Source organism: Streptomyces sp. NPDC018045, assembly GCF_044327445.1.
In the GTDB taxonomy this organism is placed as follows: Bacteria; Actinomycetota; Actinomycetes; order Streptomycetales; family Streptomycetaceae; genus Streptomyces.
Genome location: NZ_JBIRFL010000002.1, coordinates 439,369 through 460,453, shown reverse-complemented (window position 1 = coordinate 460,453; position 21,085 = coordinate 439,369). Strand labels below are relative to the sequence as shown.

22 protein-coding genes are annotated in these 21,085 nt (G+C 71.6%); 10 read left to right on the top strand and 12 right to left on the bottom strand.

Features of this window, described 5'->3' with window-relative positions; translation table 11 throughout:
* Positions 1 to 68: 68 nt before the first annotated feature.
* On the top strand, positions 69 to 470 hold the full coding sequence (locus ACH4EB_RS05990) for a DUF1992 domain-containing protein (RefSeq protein ID WP_398346106.1): 402 nt from the start codon (positions 69 to 71) through the stop codon (positions 468 to 470).
* A 114-nt stretch (positions 471 to 584) separates the two neighbouring features.
* On the opposite strand, the gene ACH4EB_RS05985 is transcribed toward ACH4EB_RS05990, so the two are convergent.
* Positions 585 to 992 carry a hypothetical protein gene (locus ACH4EB_RS05985; protein ID WP_398346105.1) on the bottom strand — a complete coding sequence of 136 codons (408 nt, stop codon included), beginning with the start codon at positions 990 to 992 and terminating at the stop codon, positions 585 to 587.
* A gap of 339 nt (positions 993 to 1,331) precedes the next feature.
* Between ACH4EB_RS05985 and ACH4EB_RS05980 the strand changes: the two genes are divergently transcribed.
* The 3 genes from ACH4EB_RS05980 (at position 1,332) to ACH4EB_RS05970 (ending at position 4,910) form a co-directional block, all read left to right on the top strand.
* A complete protein-coding gene (locus tag ACH4EB_RS05980; protein WP_398346104.1) occupies positions 1,332 to 1,778 on the top strand; it encodes an RrF2 family transcriptional regulator in 447 nt (148 codons plus the stop codon).
* Positions 1,779 to 1,915: 137 nt separating this feature from the next.
* The gene (locus tag ACH4EB_RS05975; protein WP_398346103.1) at positions 1,916 to 3,124 is read left to right on the top strand and encodes a globin domain-containing protein; all 1,209 of its coding nucleotides are present in this window, start codon (positions 1,916 to 1,918) and stop codon (positions 3,122 to 3,124) included.
* A gap of 148 nt (positions 3,125 to 3,272) precedes the next feature.
* On the top strand, positions 3,273 to 4,910 hold the full coding sequence (locus ACH4EB_RS05970; protein ID WP_398346102.1) for an alpha/beta fold hydrolase: 1,638 nt from the start codon (positions 3,273 to 3,275) through the stop codon (positions 4,908 to 4,910).
* A gap of 18 nt (positions 4,911 to 4,928) precedes the next feature.
* Here the strand turns inward: ACH4EB_RS05970 and ACH4EB_RS05965 are convergent, their stop codons facing one another.
* Genes ACH4EB_RS05965 through ACH4EB_RS05950 form a run of 4 tightly spaced genes read right to left on the bottom strand, consistent with a single transcriptional unit; the run spans position 4,929 to position 8,124 of the window.
* Positions 4,929 to 5,795, bottom strand: coding sequence for an amino acid ABC transporter permease (locus tag ACH4EB_RS05965; RefSeq protein ID WP_398346100.1), 867 nt, complete (start codon positions 5,793 to 5,795; stop codon positions 4,929 to 4,931).
* Positions 5,792 to 6,436, bottom strand: coding sequence for an amino acid ABC transporter permease (locus ACH4EB_RS05960; RefSeq protein WP_398346099.1), 645 nt, complete (start codon positions 6,434 to 6,436; stop codon positions 5,792 to 5,794). Before ACH4EB_RS05960 ends, ACH4EB_RS05965 begins: the two co-directional genes overlap by 4 nt.
* Positions 6,437 to 6,451: 15 nt before the next feature.
* On the bottom strand, positions 6,452 to 7,366 hold the full coding sequence (locus ACH4EB_RS05955; RefSeq protein WP_398346098.1) for a glutamate ABC transporter substrate-binding protein: 915 nt from the start codon (positions 7,364 to 7,366) through the stop codon (positions 6,452 to 6,454).
* A 14-nt stretch (positions 7,367 to 7,380) separates the two neighbouring features.
* Entirely contained in the window at positions 7,381 to 8,124 is a 744-nt protein-coding gene (locus tag ACH4EB_RS05950) for an amino acid ABC transporter ATP-binding protein (RefSeq protein ID WP_398346435.1), read from the bottom strand.
* A gap of 227 nt (positions 8,125 to 8,351) precedes the next feature.
* On the opposite strand from ACH4EB_RS05950, the gene ACH4EB_RS05945 reads away from it, so the two are divergent.
* Positions 8,352 to 9,107, top strand: coding sequence for a GntR family transcriptional regulator (locus tag ACH4EB_RS05945; protein ID WP_398346097.1), 756 nt, complete (start codon positions 8,352 to 8,354; stop codon positions 9,105 to 9,107).
* Between the two features lie 15 nt (positions 9,108 to 9,122).
* Here the strand turns inward: ACH4EB_RS05945 and ACH4EB_RS05940 are convergent, their stop codons facing one another.
* Entirely contained in the window at positions 9,123 to 9,545 is a 423-nt protein-coding gene (locus ACH4EB_RS05940) for a DUF6278 family protein (protein WP_398346096.1), read from the bottom strand.
* A 131-nt stretch (positions 9,546 to 9,676) separates the two neighbouring features.
* Here ACH4EB_RS05940 and ACH4EB_RS05935 point away from each other — a divergent pair, with 131 nt between their 5' ends.
* On the top strand, positions 9,677 to 11,482 hold the full coding sequence (locus ACH4EB_RS05935) for a GDSL-type esterase/lipase family protein (RefSeq protein ID WP_398346095.1): 1,806 nt from the start codon (positions 9,677 to 9,679) through the stop codon (positions 11,480 to 11,482).
* Between the two features lie 191 nt (positions 11,483 to 11,673).
* Here the strand turns inward: ACH4EB_RS05935 and ACH4EB_RS05930 are convergent, their stop codons facing one another.
* The gene (locus ACH4EB_RS05930) at positions 11,674 to 12,453 is read right to left on the bottom strand and encodes an exodeoxyribonuclease III (protein ID WP_398346094.1); all 780 of its coding nucleotides are present in this window, start codon (positions 12,451 to 12,453) and stop codon (positions 11,674 to 11,676) included.
* Between the two features lie 74 nt (positions 12,454 to 12,527).
* Entirely contained in the window at positions 12,528 to 13,181 is a 654-nt protein-coding gene (locus ACH4EB_RS05925) for an MBL fold metallo-hydrolase (RefSeq protein WP_398346093.1), read from the bottom strand.
* A gap of 282 nt (positions 13,182 to 13,463) precedes the next feature.
* Here ACH4EB_RS05925 and ACH4EB_RS05920 point away from each other — a divergent pair, with 282 nt between their 5' ends.
* A complete protein-coding gene (locus ACH4EB_RS05920) occupies positions 13,464 to 13,592 on the top strand; it encodes a hypothetical protein (protein WP_398346464.1) in 129 nt (42 codons plus the stop codon).
* 19 nt (positions 13,593 to 13,611) lie between these two features.
* Here ACH4EB_RS05920 and ACH4EB_RS05915 read toward each other — a convergent pair whose 3' ends face one another.
* From ACH4EB_RS05915 to pcaC, 4 genes are all read right to left on the bottom strand, one after another.
* A complete protein-coding gene (locus tag ACH4EB_RS05915) occupies positions 13,612 to 14,337 on the bottom strand; it encodes a dienelactone hydrolase family protein (RefSeq protein ID WP_398346092.1) in 726 nt (241 codons plus the stop codon).
* 103 nt (positions 14,338 to 14,440) lie between these two features.
* Positions 14,441 to 14,665: a hypothetical protein gene (locus ACH4EB_RS05910; protein ID WP_398346091.1), complete on the bottom strand. Its 225-nt coding sequence runs from the start codon at positions 14,663 to 14,665 to the stop codon at positions 14,441 to 14,443.
* A 37-nt stretch (positions 14,666 to 14,702) separates the two neighbouring features.
* On the bottom strand, positions 14,703 to 15,407 hold the full coding sequence (locus tag ACH4EB_RS05905; RefSeq protein ID WP_398346089.1) for a hypothetical protein: 705 nt from the start codon (positions 15,405 to 15,407) through the stop codon (positions 14,703 to 14,705).
* Positions 15,408 to 15,731: 324 nt separating this feature from the next.
* Positions 15,732 to 17,027, bottom strand: coding sequence for a 4-carboxymuconolactone decarboxylase (gene pcaC, locus ACH4EB_RS05900; protein ID WP_398346088.1), 1,296 nt, complete (start codon positions 17,025 to 17,027; stop codon positions 15,732 to 15,734).
* Positions 17,028 to 17,762: 735 nt separating this feature from the next.
* Here pcaC and ACH4EB_RS05895 point away from each other — a divergent pair.
* From ACH4EB_RS05895 to ACH4EB_RS05885, 3 genes are all read left to right on the top strand, one after another.
* Entirely contained in the window at positions 17,763 to 19,004 is a 1,242-nt protein-coding gene (locus ACH4EB_RS05895; RefSeq protein ID WP_398346434.1) for a hypothetical protein, read from the top strand.
* Between the two features lie 782 nt (positions 19,005 to 19,786).
* Positions 19,787 to 20,086 (top strand): hypothetical protein, encoded by a 300-nt coding sequence (locus ACH4EB_RS05890; RefSeq protein WP_398346087.1) that lies wholly within the window; start codon positions 19,787 to 19,789, stop codon positions 20,084 to 20,086.
* A 248-nt stretch (positions 20,087 to 20,334) separates the two neighbouring features.
* On the top strand, positions 20,335 to 20,754 hold the full coding sequence (locus ACH4EB_RS05885) for a hypothetical protein (protein WP_398346086.1): 420 nt from the start codon (positions 20,335 to 20,337) through the stop codon (positions 20,752 to 20,754).
* Positions 20,755 to 21,085: the final 331 nt, after the last annotated feature.

Genomic DNA, 21,085 nt, shown 5'->3' with positions numbered 1-21,085 from the left:
TACCAATGGCCCCGCTGTGCCGGGGCCGAGGGTGACCGGCCGAATCCCCCATCCCAGGGAGCCCCGTGATGACCGAGCGCAAGCCCCCCGGCGTCAGCTTCGAGACCTGGAGCGACCGGCAGATCCGCGAGGCCACCGAGCGCGGGGAGTTCGCCGAGCTGCCCGGTTTCGGCAAGCCGCTGCCCGACCTCAACAGGCCGTACGACGCCATGTGGTGGGTCAAGGAGAAGATGAGCCGGGAGAACCTCTCCTTCCTGCCGCCGACGCTCGCGCTGCGCAAGGAGGCCGAGGACGCACTGGAGGCGGCGGCGCGGGCTCCTTCGGAGCGAGCGGTGCGGCGCATCGTCGGCGAGATCAACACGAAGATCCAGGAGGCGATCCGGCAGCCGCCGCCCGGACCGCCGCTCAACCTGGAGCCGTACGACGTGGAGAGCGTCGTGCACGACTGGCGCGAACGGCACGGAAAGTAGCGGCCGGACGCCCCGGACCACGGGCCGGATCGCACGCCCTGCGGCCGCACCCGGACAGCGGACAGGACCGCACGTCCGACAGCCGCCTCCGGAAGACGGCCCGGACCGCACGCCCTACGGTCGCAACGCCTCCCGTACGCCGTGGCAGGCGTCGAGCGCGCGGGTCGTGGCCTGGGTGCACAGGCGGCAGTGCTCGTGGTTGCCGGCGTGCGCGCGGCACAGTTCGTTGCTGCGTTCACAGGCGACCGCGCACGCTTCGAGCTGCGCGGCCAGCAGCCGGGTCTCCCCGCCGCCTTCCCGCAGCAGCAGCCGCAGGGTCGCTCCGACGACGTCGTGGCAGTCCAGGTCGGCGCGGACGGCTTCGCGCATCCGGTCCGCGTCGTCGGACGCGAGCATGCCGGTCGCGCAGACGAGGACGGCCTTCTCGCACTCGGCGAGGGCGTCGGTGGCCGGGGCCAGCACGTCCGTGCCGAGCCGGGTCTTGGTGGTGATGCTGTCGAGGAGGGTACGGGTCGGGAGCATGGCGGCCTCCAGGCGCGGTGGTTCCGGGCTGGTTCCGGGCCGGTTCCGGCACCGCATCCCGGCGGCCGGCGGGTGGCCCGTGGATGCCCTTCGGCCCGACCGTACTGCTGCCCGGCGCGCCGGGACAGGCGCGCGACCGCCCGGCTTCGCGGGTGATCACCGTCCGGCTTCGCGCCGGATCACCGTCCGGCTTCGCCGCCGGCCATCCGGCGGCCCGGTCTGTCCGTCCCGCCCCCTCCCATCCGGTCCATCCACCCCCGTCCGGCCCGCCCGTTCCCGCCCGCTCCGCCCGCCGCACCCCAAATCGGCATCCGCACTCCACTTCAGTACGGTGTGCTGGTGCGACTGACGAAGAGCACCGACATCGCGCTCCGCATCGCCATGCGGCTGGCGGTCCTCGAAGGCCCGGGTGACGCGCCGACCACTCGCGAGGTGGCCGCCGCCGTCCAGGTCCCGTACACGCACGCCGCCAAGGTGGTCAGCAGACTCCAGCACCTCGGCGTCGTGGAGGCGCGGCGCGGGCGCAACGGGGGCCTGTCCCTGACCCGGAAGGGCCGCACCGGTTCCCTGGGGCGCCTGGTGCGCGAGCTGGAGGGCGTCGGCGACGTGGTGGGGTGCGAGGACGATCCGCCCTGCCCGCTGCGCTCGGCCTGCCTTCTGCGCGGCGCCCTGCGTGCCGCGCAGGAGGCGTTCTTCGCCTCGCTCGATCCGCTGTCCATCGAGGAGCTGGTGGGCACCCCGACCGGCCCTCTGCTGCTCGGCCTGTCTGCCCGGCCGGAGGGCTGAACGGCCCTACCGCGCGCCCCCACCCCGGCTCATACGCTGGCGAAGAAATGCGAATCTGAGATGCAAGTTATTGCGTCACAGCGCCCCTCCCGAACAGCCCCCCTCAGCACACCCGAGAACAGGAACCGGAGCATCCGATGCTGTCGTCCCCATCCGCCGAGACCGTCCGCGCCACCCTTCCCGCGGTCGGAGCGGCCATCGGCGAGATCACCCCGCTCTTCTACGACAAGCTCTTCGCCGCCCACCCCGAACTGCTCCGCGACCTGTTCAACCGCGGCAACCAGGCCAACGGCAGCCAGCGCCAGGCGCTCGCCGGCTCCATCGCCACCTTCGCGACCCACCTGGTGGAGCACCCGGACGAGCGCCCCGACGCGATGCTGGAGCGCATCGCGCACAAGCACGCCTCGCTCGGCGTCCGCGCCGACCAGTACCCGGTCGTGCGCGAGCACCTGTTCGCGGCCATCGCCGAGGTGCTGGGTGACGCGGTCACCGAAGAGGTCGTGGCGGCCTGGGACGAGGTGTACTGGCTGATGGCGAACGCCCTGATCGCCATCGAGGAGCGCCTGTACGAGGCTGCGGGCGCGCCGGGCGGGGACGTCTGGCGGGAGTACCGCGTCACCGGGCGCCACCAGGAGACCGAGGACGTGGTGACCTTCGTCGTCCGGCCGTTGGACGGCGCCCCGGTCCCGGCGTCCCGGCCCGGCCAGTACGTCTCCGTACAGGTGCGCCTCGCCGACGGCGCCCGGCAGATACGCCAGTACAGCCTGTCCGGGCAGCCGGACGGCGCCCTGCAGTTCTCCGTGAAGCGGGTGGCGGGCGACGCGTCCGGCTCGCCGGCGGGCGAGGTCTCCCACCACCTGCACGCCCGGGTGCACGACGGTGACGTCCTGCGTATCAGCGCCCCGTTCGGCGACGTGGTCCCGGAGGAGAGCGACCGCCCGCTGCTGCTCGCCTCGGCCGGCATCGGCTGCACGCCCATGATCGGCATCCTGTCCCGGCTCGCCGCCGACGGCTCCGGCCGCCGCGTCGTCTCCGTCCACGCGGACCGCGCCCCGGCCACCCACGCCTTCCGCGCCGAGCTGCGGCAGCTCACCGAGAAGCTGCCGCACGCCACGGCCGAGGTCTGGTACGAGCAGCCGGAGGACGGCGCCGGGCACGGCGAGGGCGCCGTCACCCGGCACGAGGGGCGCATCGACCTGAGCCGGATCGCCGTTCCGGAGGACACCGTCGCCTACCTCTGCGGCCCGGTGCCCTTCATGAAGGCCGCCCGCAGCCAGTTGCTGGCGGCGGGCGTGAGCGCGGCCGACATCCACTACGAGGTGTTCGGGCCCGACCTGGGGCTCTGACCAGGGGGCGCCCGGCCCCCCGGCCGGGCGCCCCACCGGCCCGCGAAGCCCGTACGTTACTCATCCGTAACCCACCGACGGGTTACCAGCGGTAAGAAGCGCACCTTACTCTCCAGTCACTTCAGTCTTGAAGCACTAGGAGCAGTAGATGTCGCCCTCCCGCACCACGCTGCGCACCACCCTCGGCACCGTCTCGGCCGCCGTGCTCGCCACCACCACCCTCGCGGGCGCCCCGCCGGCGAACTCCGTCACCGCCGCACCGCACGCCCCCGCCACGAGCGCCCCCGCGGCCGGCGCCACCGCACAGCGGGAACCCGCGGCGGCGTTCCCCGACGTGAAGTTCGTCGACATCGAGGGCGACGGCGGCATCACCCTGAAGGCCAACGTCTTCACCCCGGGCGACGCGGTGCCCGGCCGCCGCTATCCGCTGGTCGTGCTCCCCACCAGTTGGGCCATGCCGCAGATCGAGTACGTCGTGCAGGCGAAGAAGCTCGCCGACGCCGGGTACGTGGTGGTGGGCTACAACTCGCGCGGCTTCTGGCAGTCCGGCGGGCAGATCGAGACGGCCGGCCCCCCGGACATCGCCGACGCCTCCAAGGTCATCGACTGGGCACTGGCCCACACCCCGGCCGACCCAGGGAAGGTGGGCATGGGCGGGGTGTCGTACGGCGCCGGAATCAGCCTGCTGACCTCGGCCTTCGACAAGCGGGTCAAGGCGGTCGCGGCGCTGAGCGGCTGGGCCGACCTGATCGACTCGATCTACAGCGGGCGCACCCAGCACGTCCAGGCCGCGGCGCTGCTGGGCGGGGCGGGCGCGCTCACCGGGCGGCCCAGCGCGGAACTGACCGGCATCCTCAAGGACTTCCTCGGCTCCAACCTGGCCAAGGAAGGCGACATGATCAAGTGGGGCGCGAAGCGCTCCCCAGCCACCTACCTCGACCGGATCAACGCCAACGGTGCGGCGATCATGCTGGGCAACGCCTGGGGCGACTCGCTCTTCCCGCCCAACCAGTACGCCGACTTCTACGAGAAGCTCAAGGGCCCCAAGCGGCTGGAGTTCCGGCCCGGTGACCACGCCACCGCCGAGGGCCTGGGCCTGCTCGGTCTGCCGAACGACACCTGGGACCACACCAGGCGCTGGTTCGACCACTACCTCAAGGGCGCCGACAACGGCGTCGACCGCGAGGCGCCCGTACAGCTCAAGTCCCGCTCCACCGGCGCCTACGAGGGGTACCAGAGCTGGCAGGACGTCTCTTCCGGGCACCGCCGCATCGAGCTGAACGGCACCCAGCGGATCCGCGCCGACCGGGATTCCGGCGCCAACGGCGGGACCGTCTTCCTCTCCAGCCTCCTGGACCAGTTCTTCCGGCTGCCTCCGATGGCCTCGATCCCGCTGCTGCCGCGCTCGGCCGCCGCCGTGTGGCAGTCCGAGCGGTACGCCGCCGCTCAGCACGTGCGCGGTACGGCGAAGCTGCACACCACGGTCACCAGCACCGCCGAGAGCGGCACCGGCATCGCCCATCTGTACGACGTGGGGCCGCTCGGCGTCGGCAAGCTGGTCTCGCACGCGCCGTTCACGTTCCACGGCAAGGCCCCGGGCAAGCCGTTCGGCGTGGACCTGGAGCTGTTCTCGACGGCGTACGACGTCCCGGCGGGCCACCGGCTGGCGGTGGTCGTGGACACCGTGGACCCGCTGTACATCGAACACAATCCGGCCGGCGCCCGGCTCACCTTCTCCTCGCCCGCGAACGACCCGTCGTGGGTGTCGGTGCCGGTACGCGACTGAGCGCCCGGGGCCGGGGCGTCAGCGCTGCTGCTGCGCCCCCGGCAGCAGGGTTCCCGGCTCCGGCGCGTTGACGTCCACGGCCTCCGTCTTGAGGCTCCTGCGCTGCCACTTGGCGACCCGGTACGCGCACCACGACAGCAGCATGCACATGCCGATGTAGATCGGCGAGACGATCATGACGACCGGGATGAACGGCAGGTCGTAGTCGAGGTTGGAGGCGATCAGCTTGCCGGCGTGCAGGAACTCCTCGTAGGTGATCAGGAAGCCGAGCGAGGTGTCCTTCAGCGCGACCACGAGCTGGCTGATGATCGTGGGCAGCATGGCGCGGACCGCCTGCGGCACCAGGACGTATGTCATGACCTGCGTCTTGCGCATGCCCAGCGCGTACCCGGCCTCCCGCTGCCCCCGGTCGACCGCGTGGACACCGGCCCGGAAGACCTCGGCCAGCACCGAGCCGTTGTACAGCGTCAGCCCCGCGATCAGCGCGTACAGCGGTTCCGCCCGCAGCGCCACATAGACGAAGAAGATCATGACCAGTACGGGCATCGCACGGAAGAACTCGACCAGCAGCGTGCTCACCCAGCGGACCGGCGCGTGGTCCGAGAGCCGCCCGGCGGCGAGCACCGCGCCCAGCACGAGCGAGAGCACCGCGGCACAGGCGAACGCCTTGAGCGTGTTGGCCAGCCCTTCGAGCAGCAGCTCCTGGATGCCCCGGTAGGCGAACGGCGTCCACTTGCGGGCGCTGAACTGCCCGGTGTCCACCAGCAGGTACCCGGCCCAGGCGAGGATCGCGAGGATCACCACGGTCGCCGCCGCCCCGTAGAGCCGGTGCCGGCGCCTGGTCTGCGGTCCGGGGACGTCGTATAGGGCGGTGGTGGCGGTCATCGGGGAACCCCCCAGCGCTGTTCCAGCACGTTGAACAGCGCGCTGATGGTCAGGGTCACGATCAGGTAGCCGACGGCGATCCAGACGAAGGTCCAGATGATGCTGTAGCCCAGCTCGTTGAGCGTCTTGTAGGTGCCGAGGAGTTCGACGACGCTGAAGGAACCGGCGATCGCGGAGTTCTTGGCGAGCGCGATGAGCGTGGAGCCGACGGGCGGGATGACGGTACGGAACGCCTGCGGCAGCACCACGTCGCCCAGGGTCTGCGAGAAGGTCATGCCGAGGCTGCGGGCCGCCTCGCCCTGCCCGACCGGGACGGTGTTGATGCCGGAGCGCACCGCCTCGCAGATGAACGCGGAGGTGTAGCAGCCCAGCGCGAGGACGGCGAAGACCTTGAAGGGCAGCACGACGCCGAAGCGCGGCAGGCCGAGCAGCACCGCGAAGAACAGCAGCGTCAGCGGGGTGTTGCGCAGCACCGCCACCCACACGGTGCCGAACACCCGCAGCGAGCCGACCGGGGCCACCCGGAAGGCGGCCATCAGCACCCCGACGACGAGCGCGAGCAGCGAGGCGAGGACGGTCAGCTCGACGGTGCCGAGCAGGCCCTCCCCGTAGCGGGAGAAGTTGTCCAGGAGCACGTTCATGGGCGGTCCCCGTCCTCAGCTCGCCGGGTAGCGGTCGATGGCGGGCGGCTTCGGAGCGGGGACGCCGGACAGGCCCAGTGTCGCGTCGTACGCCTTCTTCCAGTCGCCGTTCTTCTCGTGGGCGGCGAGCGCGTCGTCCAGCGCGAGCCGCAGGGCGGTGTCCTCGCGCGGCACGCCGATGCCGTACGGCTCCTCGGAGAACGGCCGGCCGGCCAGCTTCAGCTCGTCGGGCACCTTGGCGGCGTACCCCATGAGGATCGCGTCGTCGGTCGTGACGGCGTCGACCTGGTAGGTGAGCAGGTTGTCCACGCACACCGAGTACGTGTCGTAGGCGACCAGGTCGGCCTTGGGATAGTCGGCCTGGATGCGCTGGTAGGGCGTGGAGCCGGCCGCCGAGCAGACCTTCCTGCCCGCCAGGTCGCGCGGCCCGCCGATGCCCTCTTGGTCCTTGCGCACCAGCAGGCCCTGCCCCGCCATGTAGTACGGGCCGGCGAACCCCACCTGCTGCTTGCGCTTGGCGTTGATGGTGTAGGTGCCGACGTAGTAGTCGATCTGGCCGTTCTGCAGGGCGGTCTCACGGTTGGCGGAGGCGATGGTCTTGAACTGGACCGTCTTCGGGTCGAAGCCGAGGGAGGCGGACATCATCTTGGCGATCTCGATGTCGAAGCCGGTGTACGCCCCGGAGGCCGGGTCCCGCTCGCCCATGTACGGCTGGTCCTCCTTGGCGCCGACGACCAGCCGGCCGCGGCTCTGGGCCTTGCGCCAGGTCGCGGAGGCGGGCAGCGTGAAGCCCTCGGCGGTCGTGTAGCGGGGCAGTTCGCTGCCCTTGGGGCCCTTGACCGGCGGGCTGCCGGACTTGCCGCAGCCGGCGGCCAGCAGGGCGACCGCGGTCAGCGCGAGCGCCACGAGGGCGGTTCGGGTCTGGTGCATGGCGGCGCCCCCGGTCAGTGCTTGAGGATCTTGGAGAGGAAGTCCTTGGCGCGGTCGCTCTCGGGCGCGGTGAAGAACTCCTCCGGTGTGCGGTCCTCGACGATCCTGCCGTCGGCCATGAAGACGACGCGGTTGGCGGCGGAGCGCGCGAAGCCCATCTCGTGGGTGACGACCACCATCGTCATGCCCTCCTGCGCGAGCTGCTGCATGACCTCCAGCACCTCGTTGATCATCTCCGGGTCGAGGGCAGAGGTCGGTTCGTCGAAGAGCAGCGCCTGCGGCTCCATGGCCAGCGCGCGGGCGATGGCGACGCGCTGCTGCTGCCCGCCGGAGAGCTGCGCCGGGTACTTGTCGGCGTGCGCGGCCAGCCCCACCCGCTCCAGCAGTTGGCGGGCCCGCCGCTCGGCCTCGTCCTTCTTGCGTCCCCGGACCTTGACCGGCGCGAGCATCACGTTGGCCAGCACGCTCTTGTGCGCGAAGAGGTTGAAGGACTGGAAGACCATGCCGACTTCGGCACGCAGCCTGGCCAGTTCGCGCCCCTCCTCGGGGAGCGGGTGGCCGTCCAGGGTGATGGTGCCGGACTCGATCGGTTCGAGGCGGTTGATGGTGCGGCACAGGGTGGACTTGCCGGACCCGGACGGCCCGATGACGACCACCACCTCGCCCCGGCCGACGGTGAGGTCGATGTCCTGGAGGACATGCAGTTTCCCGTAGTGCTTGTTGACCCCGCGCAGCTCGATCAGCGCCTCACCGGCCATGTGCAGCCTGCTCACTCTCATCCGTACAGCCAGGACACCGCAAACTACCCGCCCGAAAGCGGCGCTTTTCCCCTGACACGCACGAATGCTCCGATAATCCCTGATTACCGGGAAAAGTGCGCACGCGTGCCCTGCACGAACTCCTGCTCCAGGACCTCTCACGGACGGCTGCCCCGGCGCCGCTCCCTAGGTACACAGTGCCTGCCTGCGTACCTAGCCTGTGGGACATGGGTGACAACCGACCTGTCTTCCAGCGCATCGCCGACGACCTGCGCCGCCAGATCGACGACGGAATCCTCCCCGTGGGCGCGCGCATGCCGTCCCGCTCCGAGCTCAAGCGGGCGTACGAGGCCAGCGACCAGACCGTGGACCGCGCGGTACGCGTCCTGAAGGCCGCCGGCTACGCGGAAGGACAGTTCGGGCGGGGGGTGTTCGTGGCCGACCGGGCGCCCATCGGCACCCTCCTGCGCTCCACGGGCGCCGTCGACTCCCCGTTCGCCGCCCGCATCGCCCTGGAGGGGTCACCCGACGGCACGCCGTTGACCTGGGAGGTGTCCTCGACGACGGAGGCGGCGTCCGACCGGGTGGCGCGGCGGCTGTGCATCGTGCCGGGCACCGGCGTCGTACGGTCGGTGTACGAATACCTGGCCAACCGCCAGCCCGTGCAACTCGCCACGAGCTGGGAGCCGCTCGCCATCACCGAGGGCACGGACGTGGTCTTCCCGGAGTGCGGGCCCTATGCCCGGCGCGGCGTCCGGGGGCGCATGGCCGCCATCGGGATCCGGGTGGTGCGCGCCGAGGAGCGCGTCGGGTCCCGGCCCGCTTCCAGTGCCGAGGCGGAGGCACTGGGCTGCTCCCCCGGGCAGTGCGTGACGGCCGTGGAGCGCACCCACTTCGACGCGGACGGGCGGGCCGTGGAGACCTCGGACATCGTCGTACGGGCCGACCGGTGGCGGCTGGCGTACGACATCGGCTTCGTGTAGCCCGGCCGGGGGCGGTCAGCTCTCGGCGGCCTCCGCGTAGAGCTGGCACAGCTCGGGTGTGCCGTACGCCGCCCAGTCCCGGCCCGCCGACACCACGTCCACCTCCCGGCCGGACGCCAGCCGTACCACCGGCTCGCCGCCGGGCCACACCTTCCAGGCCGCGCCGGGCACCGTCCGCACCAGCACCGTGCCCAGATAGCAGCCCGCGTCGTTGCCGAGCCAGGTCACCACGTCGGGGTCGTCGCGCCAGGCGGGGCGCAGTTGGTCCAGTGCCTCCAACGAGTGCACCGAGTCGTCCAGTTCCACTCCTTCGGTCTGGGCCTGGGCACGCAGCAGCTCGCACTCCGCCAGAAGCATCGCCGCGCCTTCGGGGTCGTCTTCGACAGCAGGGCCCACTTCCGGGCGCTTGCGCCACTTGTCCAGGAAAGACATGTTCATGGGCGTAGCGTCCCACCCGGGCCGGGGCGGTGGCCACAGGCGCGCGGCAGGCTGGTGGCCGGTTACCGCCCGCGCCACCGGTCGCGGCCGGTGTTCGTGCTCGTCCTCGCTGTCGACGGAAGGAAGTCCGGATGCGCGTACGACTGTGGGGCCCGCTTCTCGCCCCCGCCCTCTGCCTCTCCCTCACCCCTGCGGCCGGCCCGGCGACGGCGGCCCCGGCGCAACGGGCCACGCCCCCGGTGGCTTTGGCGAGCCTCTTCGACAACACGGCGGTCAGCGAGCCGTCCGACCCGGCGTCGGCGGACTTCGACGGCGTCGGCAACTCGCTGTCCGCGCGGGACCTCGCCGCGGCGGGCTGGACGCCGGGACGGGTGCTGACCGTCGACGCGGCCCGGCTGCGGTGGCCGCGCGTCGCCCCGGGGCGCCCGGACAACGTACGGGCGGCCGGCCAGACGGTACGGCTGCGCGGACGCGGTGACGCGCTGACGCTGCTGGTGGCCGCGACGGGCGGCACGGTGACCGGGAGCGGCACGGTCCACTACCGGGACGGGTCGCGCAGCACCTACCGGCTGACCGCGCCGGACTGGCGTACGGGCCCGCTGAACACCAAGGCGGTGGCGCTGCCGCACATCAACACGCCCGGCGGGCAACGGACGGAGCGGGCGCGGCTGTACGCGGTGGGCGTGCCGGTGGCGCGCGGGCGCGAGGTGGCCGCCGTCGTCCTGCCCGCCGACCCGGGGCCGGGCGCCGACCTGCACGTGTTCGCCGCGGCGGTGCGCGACAACGGCGCCGGGTGGACGGGCGGTTGGGGCACGAGCACGGGCGGGTACGCGCAGGCGGGGCCGTGGCGTGACCGGACGCTGCGGCTGGTGGTGCGCACCGGCGTGGGCGGACCGCGGGTCCGGGTCCGGCTGGCGAACACCTTCGCGTCGGCGCCGGTGGACTTCGGGGCGGCGAGCGTGGCCGTACAGGGCGCGGAGGACGGCGCGGGGGCCGCGCGCGAGCCCGTACCGCTGACGTTCGGCGGGCGGCGGGGCGTGCGGATCCCGGCCGGCGCGCAGGCGTACAGCGACCCCCTGGACTTCACCGTGCCGGCGGGCCGCGACCTGCTGGTCAGCCTCCACCTGTCGGGCACGGTGACGGCGGCGCCGGTGCACCGGGAGTCCCGGCAGGTCTCGTACGTCAGCGCGCCGGGCAGCGGCGACCGAACGGGTGACATCGGCGGCGCGGCGTACCCGGGCACGCTGACCGGCTGGCCGTTCCTGACCGGGGTGGAGGTCGCGGGCGGCCCCGGCACGGTCGTGACGCTCGGGGACTCCCTCACCGACGGCTCGGGCTCGACGGCGGGCGCCAACCGGCGCTGGCCGGACGTCCTGGCCCGCCGCTTCCAGGCCCAGCACCGGCTGCCGCGCTACGGCGTGGTCAACAGCGGCATCGCGGGCAACCGGGTCGTCACCGACCGCTATCCGGGTGACGGCGTGAGCACCGACACCAGCGGAGTCGGCGCGCGGCGCCGGCTGGAGCGGGACGTGCTGGCCCAGCCCTCGGTCCGTACCGTCGTGATCTTCGAAGGCATCAACGACGTACGGGCCGGGACCCCGGCGGCCGAGGTCGTGGCGGGGCTGCGGGACATCGCCCGGCGCGCACACGGGCGCGGGCTGCGGGTGGTGGTCGCGACCGTCGCGCCGTGCGAGGGCTTCGCGGACTGTACGGCGGCGGTCGACGCGCGGCGCACCGCCGTGAACGCCGCGATCCGGGCCGGTGGCGCGGGCTTCGACGCCGTACTGGACTACGACGCGGTGCTCCGGGACCCGGCGCGCCCGCAGCGGCTGCTGCCCGCGTACGACAGCGGCGACCATCTGCACCCCGGCGACGCGGGCCTGCGGGCGCTCGGCGAGTCGGTGGACCTGCGCGCGCTCGTGCCCGGCGGGCGCTGAGGCGGGGCGCCGGAGGGGGCGCCGGGGCCGGGCACCGCGGCCGGGGCGGGGCCGGCGGCCGGAACGGGTCCGGTGGCCGGGCCGGTCCCGTGTCCGGCGGCCGGTCCCGCGGCCGGGCCCGGTCCGACGCGCGTGCGCCCGGTCGGGCGCGGGTGTGCGCCCGGCCCGGCTCAGACGGCCGGGGCGACGACTCAGACGTCCAGGTCGACGACCACCGGGGCGTGGTCCGAGGCGCCCTTGCCCTTGCGCTCCTCGCGGTCGACATAGGCGTCCGAGACCGCCTTGGCGAACGGCTCGTTGCCGTACACCAGGTCGATGCGCATGCCCTTGTTCTTCGGGAAGCAGAGCTGGCGGTAGTCCCAGTACGTGAACGGCTTGTCGTACTTCAGCGGGCGCGGCACCACGTCCGACAGACCCGCCTCGCGCAGGGCCGCCAGGGCGGCGCGCTCGGCGGGCGTCACATGCGTCATGCCCTCGAAGACGGCGGTGTCCCACACGTCGTCGTCGGTCGGCGCGACATTGAAGTCACCGAGGATCGCGAAGGGCCGGGAGCCCGCCGCGTCCTCGGCGACGGCCGTCTTCAGCGCCTCGAACCACTGGAGCTTGTACGCGAAGTGCGCGTGGTCGATCTCCCGGCCGTTGGGCACGTACACCGACCAGACGCGGGCCGGGCCGCAGGTCGCGGAGACGGCGCGGGGCTCCTGCACCCCTTCGTAGTCCGGACCGCCGGTCAGACCGGTGGTCACGTCCGCCAGGCCGACCTTCGACAGCAGCGCGACGCCGTTCCACCGGCCGGTGGCGTTGACGGCGGCCTCGTAGCCCAGCTCGCGGAGCTGGTCGTACGGGAACTGCTCGGCCGAGCACTTGGTCTCCTGCACGCACAGCACGTCCGTGCCGGTGTTCTCCAGCCAGGCCAGCAGCCGCGGAAGGCGGGCGGTGATCGAATTGACGTTCCAGGTCGCGATGCGCATGTCCGTAAACCTACAGCGGGGGTGTGACAGTCGGAGCCGGTGTCCGGCACGGCCGGGCGGCCTGACCCAGGATGTCAGTTCAGACCGGTGTGGTCACCGGGGGCGAGGCGGGCGTGGTCCGTGCCGCCCAGCTTGTCGATCATCCCGTCGTACACGGGACGGGCGTGCTCCTGGAGCAGGCTGTCGTGCACGTCGATGGCACGGCGCGGCCGGACCTCGCGGACGTAGTCGATGACCTCGGCCACCTTGTTCCAGGGCGCGTGCACGGGCAGCAGGAGCGTGTCGACCGTACGCCCCTGAGGGACGGTGAGCGCGTCACCCGGGTGGAAGACGGTCGCGCCGTCGTCCTCGGTGGTGATCAGGTAGCCGACATTGGTGACACGCGGGATGTCCGGGTGGATGACGGCGTGCAACTGCCCGTGCACCTCGACATCGAAACCGGCGGCGGTGAAAGCGTCCCCCTCACCGACCGTGTGCACCCGCCCGGGGAAGGCCGCGGAGATCTGCTCGGCGACACTGGCCAGGGTCCAGATCTCGGCACCGCGGTTGGCCTCCATGCCCGCACGCAGCCGCTCCTCGTCGAAGTGGTCCATGTGCTCATGGGTGATCAGGATCGCGTCGGCCCCGACCGCGGCGTCCCGTTCGCTGAAGACACCCGGATCGATGACGAGCACCTGCCCGTCCTTCTCCAGCCGGACACAGGCGTGGGTCTTCTTCGTGAGTTCCATGCTTCCATCTTGCCGCGCGGGCGGGTGGTGGGCCCGGAGGGGCTCGGGGGACGGGGAACATCGCAACGAAACCGGCGCTCAGCCTGTCAAACGGAAGAATGCCGGCATGCGAGATACCGAGACGGTGCGCGCGACGGAGCAGTGCGATTGCTGTTTCTGCCGTGAACGGTGCCGGGACTGTGGGCGGAGTACGACGGGGTCCGCGTCCTTCGGCTTGTGCCGGGACTGCTCGGCTGCCGAGCTGGCGGCCGGGCAGCACGTCTTTGCCGTCGAGGACGGCTCTTGTTCGTGCTGTTCGGCCTGAGCGGGCCCTACAGGGGACCCACCGCGCCGGCCGCCGGCGCCCTGCGCCCGCTACGCGCCCCGGACGCACCGGAGCTGGACGAAGACGACGACGGCGGGCAGGAGTGAGTATCAGGAGTCGATCGGATCAATCCGTGACGGGCAGGCACTCGGCGAGCAGAGCGACGATGTCACGCCAGGCTCGCTGTGCGTGCCGTGGGTGGTAGCCGACGCCGGGACGCACGGTGTGGTCGACCGGTGGGTGGTGGAAGGCGTGCAGGGCTCCCCCGTAGACCACGAGGCGCCAGTCGACGCCCGCAGCCTGCATCTCTGCGGTGAACGCATCCCGTTGGGCAGGCGCCATGATCGAGTCTTCCGACCCGACCCCGGCCCATACCGGGCAGCGAATGCGTGCCGCCTCGCCCGGTCGGCCCGTGGTCAGTGCGTTGACTGTCCCAATCGCGCGCAGGTCGACGCCATCACGACCGAGTTCCAGTGCGACTGCGCCCCCGGTGCCGTAGCCGACGGCGGCGGTCCGGTCGGGGTCTGCCCGTGGTTCGGCACGTAACACGTCGAGCGCGGCGTGACCGATTCCTCGCATCCGGTCGGGGTCGGCGAGCAGCGGCATGCAACGGGCCAACATTTCCTCCGGGTCTTCCAGATAGCGTCCACCGTGGAGGTCGAAAGCCAGCGCCACGTACCCCAGCTCGGCCAGCGCCTCGGCCCGGCGGCGCTCGACATCGCTGAGCCCCACCCCCTCGGGTCCGATCAGGACTGCGGGTCGGCGCTCGGCACCGGCCGGGAGCGCGAGGTATCCGATCATCGTCAGGTTGTCGGCCGGGTATTCGACCGTACGAGTGGTGATCGTCGTCATGTGACTGGACGGTAATGGCCGTCGCGCCCGCTCGGGGTGGTGTTCACCGATGGCAGACAGCATTCTGTCCCGGCTACATCACCCGGAAGCGTCGCCCCTGTCGTCAAACGATCGTTTGACGACAGGGCGGCAGCGCGTCCAATGAACCCGCGCGATCCGGGGGTTCGCAGCGGTGCGGCGAATCGGGCGACACCGTGCACACCTCCGAGATGTTCTGCCTCGTACGCGGCACCGGCACATCCTCGACGTGCTCGATGTCCTCCACCGCGACCAGGTCGCCCTGCGCATCCGCGACGGCGCGTTCTCCGCGATGGACCTCACCGCCCACCACCCGAGCACCGGCGAGCTGCCGTCCACGGTGAAGTTCATGGTGGAGGCCCTCGCACGTCGAGCGGGCCGCGCTCGACCGAGCTTGGGCACCACCGCCGGAACCGGTGCGGCGGCGCCGACAGCGGTCTGGGTGATGTTCTCCTCGCCGGGGCGGGTGACTTCTGCGGTGCCGGGATCAGCAGGTCGCCGACCTCGCAGCCGAGCACGACGCCGATGGCGTCCGGGTCGTCCAGGTCGTCCTGTTCGTCCAGGTCGTCCAGGTCGTCCAGGTCGTCCAGGTCGTCCAGTTTGAGGGAGACGGGCTGGCCGGACCACAGTCCGGGCATCTTCCCGGCCGAGATCACCAGGCCGTGCTCGGCCAGGCTCCGCTGGAGCTCGGACGCCTTCCAGAGACCCTTGTTCGCGGTGGTCAGCGGAACCGTCGGTATTCTTCCGCCACCTGGGAACAGCGGGGCACCGGGCCGGGTGTGGTCGTCGTCGAACTGGCCCCACCCGTCCTCGATGAAGCACCGCAGCGTGCAGTCGGCACCGCTGATCAGCGGCACCACCCGCTCGCGCGGCCCCGAGCAGCGGGCACCCTTGCCGTGGCGGACGTGGAGCTTGCCGAAGCGGCCCAGGTCCCGCTTGTTGTGGTCCAGGTCAATACCGCATGCCTCGTTCACCCGCAGGCCGACCTGGGACGAAAGCTTCGAGAGGGTGTAGTTCCGGGCGGTTGGGGCGAACTTGCGGCGGATCGCCAACCCGCTACCTCGGACGAGATGAGAACGCTTCGGGAATCCCGAAGACGCGTCACAGGCCGACAGAGCACACGAAGGGGGAAGAACGCCCTGGCCACGGGGGCGACCGCGCACCAGGGCTCAGGGGAACTCGCGGGATGGCACATCGCACCCTCGTATGCGGCAGGGGGCGGCGGGGCCGCAGGGCACGTGCGTAGCCGGTGGGCGGCGGACCGAAAGGCACGTACGCAGCCGATGGACGGCGGGCCCAAAAGACACGTACGCAGCCGATGGACGGCAGACCCAAGAGACACGCAACGTACCCACCACGGCGAGGACCGGCCGGGATCACGCCTCGGGGGTGGTCTCCTCGCGTATGACGCGCTGGGCCACGGTGAACGCCGCGTTCGCCGCCGGTACGCCGCAGTAGACCGCGGTGTGCAGCAGCACTTCCTTGATTTCCGTGGGGGTGAGCCCGTTGCGCAGCGCGGCGCGGGTGTGCAGGGCCAGCTCGTCTTGGTGGCCGCCGGCGACCAGCGCGGTGAGCGTGATGATGCTGCGGGTGCGCCGGTCCAGCCCCGCACGGGTCCACATCTCACCCCACGCGTAGCGGGTGATGAACTCTTGGAAGTCCCCGGTGAAGTCGTCGGTCGTCTCCTCGACCCGGTCCACGTGCGCGTCACCGAGCACCTCACGGCGGACCTTGATGCCCTGCTCGTACGCGCCGCCCCGGACCGCCTCCGGCTGGGCGAGGCCGGACTCGATGGCCGCGGGCGCCACCGGCGGGGGCGGCGGCGCGGCCGCGAGCACCGGCTTGGGCGCGGCCGCGCCGATCGCCGTCTGCCCGGTGGCGCCCGGCTTGTCGTGCCAGGCGGCCGTGAAGTGCCGGATGAGCAGCTCGGTGACGGCGGCGGGCTGCTCGACGGGCGCCAGGTGGGACGTGCCGGGGACGAGCGCCAGGCTCGCGTCCGGGACGCCGGCCACCAGGGTGCGGGCGTCGGTGGTGGGGGTGACCTGGTCCTCGGAACCGACGACGACGAGGGTGGGCGCCCCGATCCGCTGGAGCGAGGAGCGGACATCGAAGGAGGCCATCGCCTCACACGCGGCGATGTAGCAGCCGGGGTCGGTGGTCCGCACCATCTGGACGGCCCACTCCACGATGGCGGGCTGCGCCGCCGCGAAGCCGGGGGTGAACCAGCGCTCGGGCGAGGTGCGGGCGATCGGGTCCAGCCCGTTCGTACGGATCACCACACCGCGCTGCCGCCAGGAGTCGGCGGTTCCGTGCCGCGGCGAGGAGGAAATCAGGGCGAGCGAGGTGACCCGCTGCGGCCGGGTCAGCGCGAGCTGCGCCCCGATCGCCCCACCGATGGAACAGCCCGCGTAACCGAACCGGTCCACACCGAGCACATCGAGCGTCGCCACGAGCCGGTCGGCCAGCTCGGCGATCGAGGACGCCGGATAAGCAGGCGACCCACCGTGCCCGGGCAGGTCGAACCGGACGACCCGCCACTGCCGGGCGAGCTCGGGTATCTGCCGGTCCCACATGTGCCAGGTGGTTCCGAGCGCCGCGCCCAAAACCAGACAAGGAGCATCTTCCGGCCCGTCAGAGCGGTATTGCAGGGTCTTCACCGTCGTCTCACTCACCCGCCTGACCCTCTCATCTGTCACGAGGTGTCATATCGCCAGGGTGAACCTAGCGGTCTTGACTCTCCCGCAACAGCGGGTCGGGGCACTGCCGGAACCCTTGAGCGTCCAGGTGGCTGTTCACTGGCGTGCACTCCTCTGCATTCGGCTCGACATACCACCTCTTGGCCGTTTTGATGCTTTTATGTCCGGCCCATCGCGCGAGAATGCGGTCCGGCACGCCGTTGCCGGCACGAAAGCTGAAGCACGATGAGCGGGCGTCGTAGAACCTGCCGCGACGGATACCGAGAAGCGCCATAAGACGGTACGCGCGCCGACACGCTCGGGAAATCCGACGGCTCGGGCCCCATGGCGAGCAGCCGCTCCCAGGGTTCGCCGCGACGTGCGCGAGGACCTCGCGATCACGGTGGCAGTCGCGTTGCAGCAGGTCCTCACCGAACTGCCCAGCCGCGCAGACGCACAGGCACAGGGCCCGCAGGGATCGCCACCTCGCGGGCAGCGAAAGGTGGTCCCCCATGTTCGGGGGCGTACGGGTGCACCGGGGGTCGCACCGGACCGGAAACGGTCTACGCCAGGGCGGAATAGGCCACTCCGTGATCATTTGTGTCCAGTTCCGGCCTCACGCCACCACCCCCTGTGACCGCTACATTCACCCCTAACCGGACACACACCACCAGGGGGAATCAGGCAATGACGCGCTCCATAGGCCCCGTCAGCCGTATCGGCAGATCACTCATGGCGGTGACCGCTACGGCGGCCGCCTGGGCGGTCACCGCCGGGGGCCTTGCCGCCTCACCGGCTGCCGCAGCACCCACCACCACGACGGCGCAGACGCCCGCGCCCGGCGACACCTGTACGGCGGCCGACCTCGGTACACGCCACCCGTACATCAAGACCACCGAAGTGTCCCCGACGATCACCCACTTCAAGGGCTGGTACGTCACCGAGGGCACCACCGGCACCCAGACCGTCACCACCACCACCCAGACGACCATTTCGGTCTCCGTCGGCCTCAACGGCAACGTCGAGGGCGGTTTCGCCGTCGAGACCCTCGGCAAGGTCGGCGCGAGCCTGGGCCTGAACGTAAAGGTCGACTACACCTCCACCAGCACCGAGTCGAACGCGGTCACGTGGAACTTCAACCAGCCCGGCTACTACGGCGCCTACAAGGGCACCAAGAAGGTCACCGGTACGTACGCAAGCCTCAACTGCAACCGGGTCCAACAGGGCGGCGGAAGTTGGGCGCTGAAGTGGATCGAGGGGCCCGACGGCGGCAACTTCACCACCTACACCACCCTTGAGGAAGGCGCGGTGCGCTGCCAGGACAAGGTGCCCGCGGGCAGCATCATGGCCAAGGCGCAGACCCTCCTCGACTGCGGCTCGGCCGCCGCGAAGGCCGAGCACCCGGCGGGTGCGGTGGCGCCGACGGCGAAGCAGAAGCGGGACCGCCTCGTGCAGCGCCCGGCTCTCACCAGCGGCACGTCCGCCGAACAGCCCAAGGCCACCGGGCGTAGCGCGCGGGCCGCTCTCGACTGCCAGGCCGGCGTCTACAAGATCGCCGTACCCGGCAAGCCCCTGTCCTGGGGCGCGCCGCTCCTGGCGGCCGACGGTGTCCGCCTGCGGCCCTCGACGATCTTCAGCGCCCACCTGGACAACTGGCGTCTGTGCAACGTGACGGAGCGCAACGGGGTCCTTGAGGCGTCCCTGTGGAACTGGGGCAACGGCGGATGCGCGACCATCGCCGAGCCGAACGCGGCCACCGAACGGGCAGTCGTGCAGACGGTCACCTGCGCGGAGGACGACCTCCAGCGGTTCTACATCTACCGTGACGTACCGGGCAGCTCGAAGATCGGTGTGCAGAACAAGTACACCGGCTCCATGATGGGCCACGACCGTTACGCGGACGGGGAGTTCATACGCCAGTACTCCAGCGGCAGGCAGGACGGTACGGGTACGTACACCCTGATCGGAGTCTGACGGCCCACACCCCGTGAGCGGCCCCGCACGTGAACCCTCGCCCTCCCGGGTGCGTGCGGGGCCCTTCGCGTCCCTGCTCCGAGCCCGGCCTTGGGGACCAGTGGAGCAGCCGACACCTCGTTGCCCGACAACGCACTTGCCCAATGAACGCCGGGCAGTGACCACAGCCCATCGGCGAGTCCGGTGGTCGCACGCCGCATGGACCGCACGCGGCCTTCCTCGTCTTCGATGATCAGTCCGGCGAAGACGACGAAGGAGCGTCGGAGATCAGACACCCGAGGGCCCTTCGGTTTGTCCGTGAGGTGGACCGTACTGAAGGCTGCCTGCCCTGGTCGGTGTCCGGGGCCCCGGGAACTACTTGGTGCAGGTCAGAAGATGGGTGGGCGGCCGGCACAGGTCAGCCGGGCCAGGGTGCGTCAGCTCATGGGCGAGCGGGTGCCGGAGGGAGCGCGCAGGCCCTCCTCAAGGCCGGCGAGCGTGGCAGCGGCGCGCACGCACAGGCGCTCCTCCGGCAAGGGCAAGGACGACCTGCCCGAGGGCACCGAGGTGGTACGCCTGACCGTCTGTCCCGCCGAGGCCAGAAGTTACTGACTTTCCCCAACGACATCGCGCGGAGAAAGTCAGTAGGCGGTTGAGCCGGTGGGGCAGGTCGACGTTCCGGTCTCCGCGCACCCCGGTCAGGTGCGGCTGCGGCCCGAGGGCGGGCGGCTGCTGGTGGCCTGGGGCGAGTCGGGCCGCTTCCCGCGCACCTCCGCCGCCGTCGAAGCGCGGACAAGGCCGCCGTGTGGGCGGTGTACGACCTGTGCGCCGGCCAGGTCGAGGCCCGTATGGTCTGCGGCTACGACGTGCCCGGCAACACCACACCCGACCGCGACCATCCGGTCGTCACCTCACCGGGCGCCCGGTACCTGGCCGCCGGCCCGCCGGCCTTCGCCCTCAAGCGGCAGCCCGGCATCTGCCTGCAGGGCGACGGCAACCGCAAGACCCTCTTCGTCGCCTCGATCCTCCTGGCACGCAGGCCTCCCGGCACCGTGGCCGTGCTTCGCCCCATCGCTCAGGGCCCACCCGGCCCGCGGGTATGAAGGTGCGCTGTCCTGCGGGTGGAGAGATGCTGGAAGTGTCCAGGTGATCTGTCCAGATCCGCCGCTGCGGCGCTCCGCGGGCGCGCCGTACGCGGGTTGCCCGTGTCCCCGTACGCCGCCTGGGAGTTCCGATGTCCGGATGGCGTCCTCCGCCGTCGGGCGAGCAGCCCAGAGGAAAGGCCGCCCCGACGTCGCGGCACTGGGCGGCCGGTGCGCCCCGCCCGCCGAAGAAGAGACCGGTCAAAACCATGCTGGTCATCGTGGGGCTGTGTCTTGCTCTGCTCGTCGCTGGGGTGATCGCGCTCGGTCTCGTGGCCGGCGGCGGCGATGAGCCCACGCCTCCTCCTCAGCGGCCCCCCACCGGCGAGATCACCACGCCGGCACCAGCCGGCCCCCGGGCGGACGTCCGCATCACCACGTGCACGGCCCCTGAGCCCTTGCGGTGGCCGACGGCCGAGCTGCTCATCACCAACAACAGCTCCAAGACCTCGGACTACTGGATCGACGTCGAGTTTCTCGACGCCCGGGGCGTACGCATCAGCGAGGGATCCACCGTGGCCGACAACCTGGCGCCGAAGATGACCGCCGAACAGGCCGTCACCGGCTCCCGGGAGACCTCCAGCCCGGTGACCTGCCGGATTGTCGAAGTCACGCGCCATGCGTCGTGAACGCCTGTCGGGGCCGGACCGGCGTTCACGGCGTGCGCCGGGTGCGGATACTGCGGATGCGGGGGCTTGTCTCGGCCGGGTCCGGTTCGGGGCTGGTGGGGGGCAGCGTGGGGCGAGCTCCGTGGATGCCCACTCCGGCGGTCAGCGGCGGGCGGCGGCATCGGGTGGGCCGGGCGAGGAGGTTGGGGGTGTGGGGGCGGCCCGAAGCGCATGGCGAAGCTGACCCGGGTGACAGCCTCCGCAACGCCGACGAGCAGGTAAAGGGCGCCCATGATGACGCTGATGACCTGCGCAGTGCGCACGGCGCCCGGCATCTTCGGCGTGCGCACCG

Coding starts and splice junctions, on each gene's coding strand:
- ACH4EB_RS05990 (WP_398346106.1), top strand. CDS start 69: ATGACCGAGCGCAAGCCCCCCGGCGTCAGCTTCGAGACCTGGAGCGAC.
- ACH4EB_RS05985 (WP_398346105.1), bottom strand. CDS start 992: ATGCTCCCGACCCGTACCCTCCTCGACAGCATCACCACCAAGACCCGG.
- ACH4EB_RS05975 (WP_398346103.1), top strand. CDS start 1,916: ATGCTGTCGTCCCCATCCGCCGAGACCGTCCGCGCCACCCTTCCCGCG.
- ACH4EB_RS05970 (WP_398346102.1), top strand. CDS start 3,273: ATGTCGCCCTCCCGCACCACGCTGCGCACCACCCTCGGCACCGTCTCG.
- ACH4EB_RS05965 (WP_398346100.1), bottom strand. CDS start 5,795: ATGACCGCCACCACCGCCCTATACGACGTCCCCGGACCGCAGACCAGG.
- ACH4EB_RS05960 (WP_398346099.1), bottom strand. CDS start 6,436: ATGAACGTGCTCCTGGACAACTTCTCCCGCTACGGGGAGGGCCTGCTC.
- ACH4EB_RS05955 (WP_398346098.1), bottom strand. CDS start 7,366: ATGCACCAGACCCGAACCGCCCTCGTGGCGCTCGCGCTGACCGCGGTC.
- ACH4EB_RS05950 (WP_398346435.1), bottom strand. CDS start 8,124: ATGGCCGGTGAGGCGCTGATCGAGCTGCGCGGGGTCAACAAGCACTAC.
- ACH4EB_RS05945 (WP_398346097.1), top strand. CDS start 8,352: ATGGGTGACAACCGACCTGTCTTCCAGCGCATCGCCGACGACCTGCGC.
- ACH4EB_RS05940 (WP_398346096.1), bottom strand. CDS start 9,545: ATGAACATGTCTTTCCTGGACAAGTGGCGCAAGCGCCCGGAAGTGGGC.
- ACH4EB_RS05935 (WP_398346095.1), top strand. CDS start 9,677: ATGCGCGTACGACTGTGGGGCCCGCTTCTCGCCCCCGCCCTCTGCCTC.
- ACH4EB_RS05930 (WP_398346094.1), bottom strand. CDS start 12,453: ATGCGCATCGCGACCTGGAACGTCAATTCGATCACCGCCCGCCTTCCG.
- ACH4EB_RS05925 (WP_398346093.1), bottom strand. CDS start 13,181: ATGGAACTCACGAAGAAGACCCACGCCTGTGTCCGGCTGGAGAAGGAC.
- ACH4EB_RS05915 (WP_398346092.1), bottom strand. CDS start 14,337: ATGACGACGATCACCACTCGTACGGTCGAATACCCGGCCGACAACCTG.
- ACH4EB_RS05895 (WP_398346434.1), top strand. CDS start 17,763: ATGGCGGTGACCGCTACGGCGGCCGCCTGGGCGGTCACCGCCGGGGGC.
- ACH4EB_RS05885 (WP_398346086.1), top strand. CDS start 20,335: ATGCTGGTCATCGTGGGGCTGTGTCTTGCTCTGCTCGTCGCTGGGGTG.